Origin of the sequence: Mesorhizobium vachelliae (assembly GCF_033977325.1) — a bacterium.
In the GTDB taxonomy this organism is placed as follows: Bacteria; Pseudomonadota; Alphaproteobacteria; order Rhizobiales; family Rhizobiaceae; genus Mesorhizobium; species Mesorhizobium vachelliae.
The window spans coordinates 154,306-160,305 of sequence record NZ_JAVIIR010000017.1 but is presented as its reverse complement, the minus strand read 5'-3'; the positions used below and the strand labels follow the sequence as shown (position 1 = coordinate 160,305).

General features: G+C 63.4%; 6 protein-coding genes. All 6 read right to left on the bottom strand.

Translation table 11 applies throughout. The features are described from left to right. Positions 1–142: 142 nt before the first annotated feature. The 6 genes from RFM41_RS28715 to RFM41_RS28690 all read right to left on the bottom strand — a co-directional run bounded on the left by RFM41_RS28715 (position 143) and on the right by RFM41_RS28690 (position 5,795). Positions 143–1,408, bottom strand: coding sequence for an ABC transporter substrate-binding protein (locus RFM41_RS28715; protein WP_320252775.1), 1,266 nt, complete (start codon positions 1,406–1,408; stop codon positions 143–145). A 40-nt stretch (positions 1,409–1,448) separates the two neighbouring features. Then, on the bottom strand, positions 1,449–2,279 hold the full coding sequence (locus tag RFM41_RS28710; protein WP_320252774.1) for a carbohydrate ABC transporter permease: 831 nt from the start codon (positions 2,277–2,279) through the stop codon (positions 1,449–1,451). Then, positions 2,276–3,196 carry a carbohydrate ABC transporter permease gene (locus RFM41_RS28705; RefSeq protein WP_320252773.1) on the bottom strand — a complete coding sequence of 307 codons (921 nt, stop codon included), beginning with the start codon at positions 3,194–3,196 and terminating at the stop codon, positions 2,276–2,278. The genes RFM41_RS28710 and RFM41_RS28705 overlap by 4 nt, the downstream gene beginning before the upstream one ends. Continuing rightward, positions 3,189–4,346 (bottom strand): ABC transporter ATP-binding protein, encoded by a 1,158-nt coding sequence (locus tag RFM41_RS28700; protein ID WP_320252772.1) that lies wholly within the window; start codon positions 4,344–4,346, stop codon positions 3,189–3,191. Before RFM41_RS28700 ends, RFM41_RS28705 begins: the two co-directional genes overlap by 8 nt. Next, entirely contained in the window at positions 4,346–5,179 is an 834-nt protein-coding gene (locus tag RFM41_RS28695) for a metallophosphoesterase family protein (protein WP_320252771.1), read from the bottom strand. Before RFM41_RS28695 ends, RFM41_RS28700 begins: the two co-directional genes overlap by 1 nt. Positions 5,180–5,387: 208 nt before the next feature. Next, complete coding sequence (locus RFM41_RS28690; RefSeq protein ID WP_040984089.1) at positions 5,388–5,795, bottom strand: carboxymuconolactone decarboxylase family protein; 408 nt, start codon at positions 5,793–5,795, stop codon at positions 5,388–5,390. Between the last annotated feature and the right edge of the window lie 205 nt (positions 5,796–6,000).

Sequence of the window (6,000 nt, the reverse complement as noted above, 5' to 3'; positions counted from 1 at the left end):
CCAGGGCCCATCACCTTTACCCACGGCCTCAGACGCTTCAATGCCATCACAGACGGCTTCCTTCTAGCCTCACAAAATCAACCCGAAGCAAATGTGTGCGCACGCTAGCCCCCAGGGGAGAAGGGAAAACCCCGCGCAACCCTTACTGCGTCGGCAGCATGCCTTCGACGTCGCTCGCGGCGTCGGCGAGCGCTTCCTTCGGCGCCGCCGACTGGTCGACGATGCGCGACAGGTTGTCGACGATCGTCTGCGTCACCTTGACCCCGTTGGTGCCGGGGAAAGCATACCACGGAACCATCAGCGGCATCTGGCTGAGGCCGGCCTGGAACAGCGGGTTCTTCTTGTAGAAATCGCCGAGATAGTCGGAAGATTTCGCGGCCAGCTCGTTGTTCGGCACATAGCCGGTGCCTGGCACCACCACCGACGCGCCATATGGGCCGGCGGCGAACTTGGCGAACTTCCAGGCGGCTTCCTGCTTCGCGGCGTCCTTGGTCAGGATGACGACCGCATTGCCGCCGGTCGGCAGACGGCCGTTGACCGGATCGATCAGCGGGATCTTGGCCGTGCGCAACGTGAACTTGTCGCCGACATTCTTGATCGTGTTGACCAGCGCGCCCGTGGTCTGGAATTCGAAGCCGACCTTGCCGGCCGCGAAGGCCTGCTCGCCCGCCGGCTTGGTGAACACCGGCATGCCGCCTTCCTTCACCATCCGCTCGATGAGCTCGACGGCCTTCTCGCCTTCCGGACCGTTGAAGGCGACCTTGCTCTCGTCGCCGTTCAGCATCTTGCCGCCGGCGCCGAACAGGAGCGCCGAGAACATCCAGTCATCGCCCTGCCAGCGGAAGTCGATGCCGTCGACACCGTTGCCGAGCGCCTTGATCTTGCCGCCGAGCGCGATGACCTCATCCCAGGTCTTGGGCGGATTGTCCGGATCGCCGCCGGCGGCCTTCACCAGGTCGGCGTTGTAATACATGATCGGGTTGGAGGTGGCGAAGGCCAGGCCGATCTGCTTGCCGTTCACCTGCGCGAGCTTCAGAATCGTGTCGGAGAAGCCCTGCTCGGCCATGTTGCCGTCCTTCTTCACCAGCGGCCCGAGGTCGACGGCGACGTCGCGCTCGTTGAGCATGCGCAGGCGGTTGAGGCCGATGAAGGTGATGTCGGGCATCTCGTCGGTGCCGGCCTGGCGCAGGATGGTCTGGATGCCTTCCTCATAGGTCGCCGACGGGCTGGCGAACTGGATCTTGATATCGGGATTTTCTTCCATGAACTTCTTCGAGATCGTGTCCATCACGTTCTTGAAGAAGCCGGGCATCGGATAGTGGACGGTCAGAGTCGTTTCGGCACTTGCCGGTAGTGCGAAGGTCAGCGAGACCGCCGCCGCGGCGAAGATCCTCGATATATGCTTCATTGCTCGTGCTCCTTGTTGGCCCAGTTGGTTGTTGGCAAATTCAGCCTTTGAGACCGGTCATGGTGATGCCTTCGACGAAGCGCTTCTGCGCGAGCAGGAAGGCGACGACGAGAGGAAGGGTGATGATCAGCGTGGCGGCCATCAGCGCGCCGTAGTCGTCGCCCGCCTCCGCGGCCCGGAAATACATCAGGCCGAGCGGCGGCGTGGCGTAGGCCTGCTTGCTGATGACGATCAGCGGCCAGTAGAGATCGTTCCAGTGCGCGACGACGGAAAAGATTGCGAAGGCGGTGACGGCCGGCCATGCGTTGGGGACGATGACGCGCGCGACGATGCCGAGCTCCGACATTCCGTCGAGCCGCGCCGCGTGGATAAGGTCGTCCGGCATGGCGCGGAAGAACTGCAGGAACATGAAGATCGCGAACACCGAAATCGTGAACGGCGCGACCAGCGCGGTGTAGCTGTTGAGCAGCGACACGCGGTCGAACGCGACATAGAGCGGCAGCGCCGTCGCATGGATGGGAACCAGAAGGCCGAGCATGACCATCACCATCATCATCCGTGCCGCCCGGAACTTCAGCTTGGCCATCGCGTAGGCGCAGGGGATCGCCACCGCGACCTGGAAGAAGAAGATCAGCCCGCACACGACGACGCCGTTCCACAGCAGCGTTGCCATCGGCACCTTGTCCAGCGCCTTGGCGAAATTCTCGGCGAAGTAGAAGTGCTGCGGGATGAGCGAAAGCGCCGCGGTGAAGATGTCGCTCTGCGTCTTGCCGGCGGTCGAGATCATGAAGATGTAGGGCGCCAAAATCATCAACGCGCCGAGCGAAAGCAGCGCAAAGCGGACGATGCGGCCGACCGGGATGCCCGTCATGTGTAATGCACCCGCCGGTCGAGGACGCGGAACTGCAGGAACATCAGCACCACGAGGATCGCCAGGAAGACCACCGTCATTGCCGACGCATAGCCGACGCGCATATAGACGAAGCCCTCCTGGTAGATGGTGAAGAGCAACACTTCCGACGCCTTGTTCGGGCCTCCGTCGGTCAGCATCTTCACGGTCTCGAAAACCTTCACCGCATTGGTGATGCTGATGGTGACGACGAACAGCGTCGTCGGCCCAAGCATTGGCCAGGTGACGAGGAAGAACCGGTCGAGCGCCGATTTCGCGCCGTCGACTTCAGCTGCGGCATAGAGCTCGCGCGGGATCGCCGTCAGGCCGGCCAGGAACAGCACCATGTTGAAGCCGACCGACTGCCACACGCCGATGATCGACAGGCTGTAGAGGACGGTGTTCGAGGCGCCGAGCCAGTTCGGGCCGGGAATGCCGGCAAGCGAAAGCAGCGCGTTGAGCGGCCCGATGGTGGGGTGGAAGATGTACTGCCAGACGGTCGCCATGGCGACAATCAGCGAGGCCACCGGCAGGAAGTAGACGGTGCGGAAGAAGGCCCGCGCGCGCAATTCGCCTTCGATCAAAAGCGCGACGCCCAAGCCCAGCGCAATCGAGACCGGAGCGACCATCGCCGTGTAGAGGGTCGTGTTCCACAGCGATTTGCGGAAGGTGCGGTCGGTGAAAAGATGCGCGTAGTTCTCGAAGCCGACGATCCGGAATTTGCCGTAGCCGAGCTCGAAATCGGTGAAGCCGAGGAAGATGACGGCAATCACCGGCAACAGCACGAACAGGAACAGGAGCACGATCGCCGGCGCCGCCAGCAGCCAGGCGGTCCGGTCCTCGCTGCGCCGATGAAGCGCCTCGGCCGGGATGTTGTCCGCCATCGTGACGCTAGACATAGGCCGGCTCCTGCCGCGCTCCTGCCGCCGCGGCCGTACGCAGCCGCCGTCCTTCCGGCCCAAACACCATCGCCTGTTCGGATGGCAGAAGGATACCCACCGGCATTCCTGCGATCAGGTCCCTCGCCTCATACGGCGCGAGCTTAGCGACGATGGCGTCGCCGCTTGCTTGAAGCCGGCAATGGGCGATGACTTCCGACCCGAGGAATTCGAGCCGCTCGATACGCCCGGCAATGCCGCTGCGCCCATCAGGCGCCAGCTTCACAAATTCGGGCCGGATGCCGAGGCTGACCGGCCCGTTCGCCACTTTCTCCATCAAGGCAAGTCGGATGCCCTCGAAACCAGCACGACCGTTTTCAGCCTGCGCCGGGATGATGTTGATCCTCGGCTGGCCGACGAACCGCGCGACCTCGATATGGGCGGGGTCGTTGTAGATGGTTTCCGGCGCGGCAAGCTGAAGCAGATTGCCGCCGATCATGACGGCCACGCGGTCGGCCATGGAAAGCGCCTCGGCCTGGTCGTGCGTGACATAGAGCGTCGGCACGCCCGCGCGCCGGTGCAGTTCGACGATCTCGCCACGCGCATGGACGCGCAGATTGGCGTCCAGGTTGGAAAGCGGCTCGTCCATGAGGAAGATGCTGGGATGGCGCACCATCGCACGCGCCAGCGCCACGCGCTGCCTCTGCCCGCCCGACATCTGCCCGGGCTTGCGGTCGAGCAGATGGTCGATCTTCAGCAAGGCGGCCATCTCGCGCACATCCTGCGCGATGCCGACGCGTATCGCTTTTTGGCCCGGCAGAAGCGAACCGATCAGCGGCAGGCGCTGCGTGCGGCCCAGCCTCTTCATGGCGAGCGGGACGGCGATGTTCTGGCCGGCCGTCAGATGCGGATAGAGCGCGTAGGACTGGAACACCATGGCGATGTTGCGGTCGGCCGCGGCGACGTTCGACATGTCCTTGCCGCCGACCAGGATCTCGCCGGCATCGGCATGGTCGAGCCCGGCCAGGATGCGCAGCAAGGTGCTTTTGCCGCAGCCCGAAGGTCCGACCAGGGCGATGAATTCGCCAGGTTCGGCATCGAGGCTGACGCCATTCAGGACGGCGTTGCCGGCAAAGGCCTTGCTCAGGCCGCGAAGCGACAGCGCGCCCATCACCCGGCCTTCCTGCGGACTTTGTGGGCCTCGTGCGGATAGACCTCCTCGACCACGTCATCGAGAACGTGAAGGCTCATGCCGGGAACAGCGACGATCTCGCTCGCGACCGTGTCGCTGAACTCGTGCACGACGGCGCCGATCATCTGTTCGCCCGGCATCTTGCGCTCCATCGTGTCGACGATGAAGGCGGCGGACGGGCCCCAGACCAGCGAGGTGTGGGCGTATTTGCCCTTCCACGCCCAATGCAGGTGGCCGCTTGCATGCAGGGCCACGTCGTGGGCGGCGATCAGATCGTAGAGACGCCGACGCTGCGCCGGTCGGATGCTCCAATAGCCGGTGTCGCCTTCGTCCGGATCGTCGACAAAAAGCGGCTTGTGGGCAAACATCGCGACGCGGCGGCCGCCACGGCTTTCCAGTGTTTCCCGCAGCCATTCGAACTGGGCTTCCTCGGTGGCATCGTTGAAGCCCATCACCTGGCTGTCGAGGCCGACGAGCCGCCAGTTGCCCGCATCCTCGAACCAATGGTCAGGGCCGGCCAGGCGGCGCCAGCGCTCCAGCCGGGCGGCATCGACCGGCTGCAGCGAACCCGGCAGGTGGCCGACGTCATGATTGCCGGGCACCAGCAGCATGGGTTTGGATATCTCCCGCATCAGCCCCATGCAGAAGGTGATGTCGTCATCCCTGTCGGCGCCGTCGACGGTAAGGTCCCCGGTGTGGATGATGAGATCGGCGCCGCTTTGCTCGATCCAGGCGGCCAAGGGTTCCCAATTGCCGTTGAAATGCGGCTTGCTGGGGCTGAAATGGGTATCGGTGATCTGGACGATTTTCATGACGGCTCCGCCGCGAGAGCCGCGCCGGAAACCACGGGCGAACGACTTCGCGTGCGGCTTCCTTAGTGCCGTTACATGTCACTTCCTTAACAGCGCCGGGCAAAATTCTCGATCACGGGCACAAGCCTGTGAAATGCGAAAATGATCGCCGCCGGTCGATATTTTTTTGCTGGCGGCGACACGGAAAACGCCGTGGCGCCCACCCGACTCACTTCACCTCGAATTGCGGATCGAGCGGGATCTGCATGGCGGTGACGAGATGATTGGTCTGGCCGGCCAGGCCGATGATCGACACAAGCTCGCCATGCTGCGCGTCGGTCATGCCCTTGGCCCGCGCTGCTGCCGTATGGGAGTGGATGCAATAGGAACAACCGTTGGCGGTCGAGACGGCGATATAGATCATTTCCTTGGTCAGCGGATCGATGGCGCTGTCCGCGACCATCACCGCCTTGAGCTGCTCCCACACCCGCTTCAGCGACGCCGGATCATTGGCGAGCCCCCGCCAGAAATTGTTGACGAAATCAGATTTCCGCGTCGCACGGATATCGTCGAACACGGCCTTCACCGCCGGGATCTTTTCGACCTCTGCGTCGCTGAGCAGTTTTGTGGTGGCCATGGTGTAGTCCTTTCGTTTGAACTGTCGGTCGAATTCGTTGAATCAAGCGTTGCACGTAGACGGCCAACCCGTTTGCCCGATTCAGTTTTTAGCCCAAAACAACACACGGTCGCGAAGGCTGGCCGAACCACCTCGGCATCGTCATTCCAGGGTCTGCGCGCGTCGCTTCGCTCGTTGCTCCGCCCGTGGATGACGACGTCGCGGA

Excerpts from the sequence above, each read along its gene's own strand:
- RFM41_RS28715 (WP_320252775.1), bottom strand. The coding sequence starts at position 1,408 with ATGAAGCATATATCGAGGATCTTCGCCGCGGCGGCGGTCTCGCTGACC.
- RFM41_RS28710 (WP_320252774.1), bottom strand. The coding sequence starts at position 2,279 with ATGACGGGCATCCCGGTCGGCCGCATCGTCCGCTTTGCGCTGCTTTCG.
- RFM41_RS28705 (WP_320252773.1), bottom strand. The coding sequence starts at position 3,196 with ATGTCTAGCGTCACGATGGCGGACAACATCCCGGCCGAGGCGCTTCAT.
- RFM41_RS28700 (WP_320252772.1), bottom strand. The coding sequence starts at position 4,346 with ATGGGCGCGCTGTCGCTTCGCGGCCTGAGCAAGGCCTTTGCCGGCAAC.
- RFM41_RS28695 (WP_320252771.1), bottom strand. The coding sequence starts at position 5,179 with ATGAAAATCGTCCAGATCACCGATACCCATTTCAGCCCCAGCAAGCCG.
- RFM41_RS28690 (WP_040984089.1), bottom strand. The coding sequence starts at position 5,795 with ATGGCCACCACAAAACTGCTCAGCGACGCAGAGGTCGAAAAGATCCCG.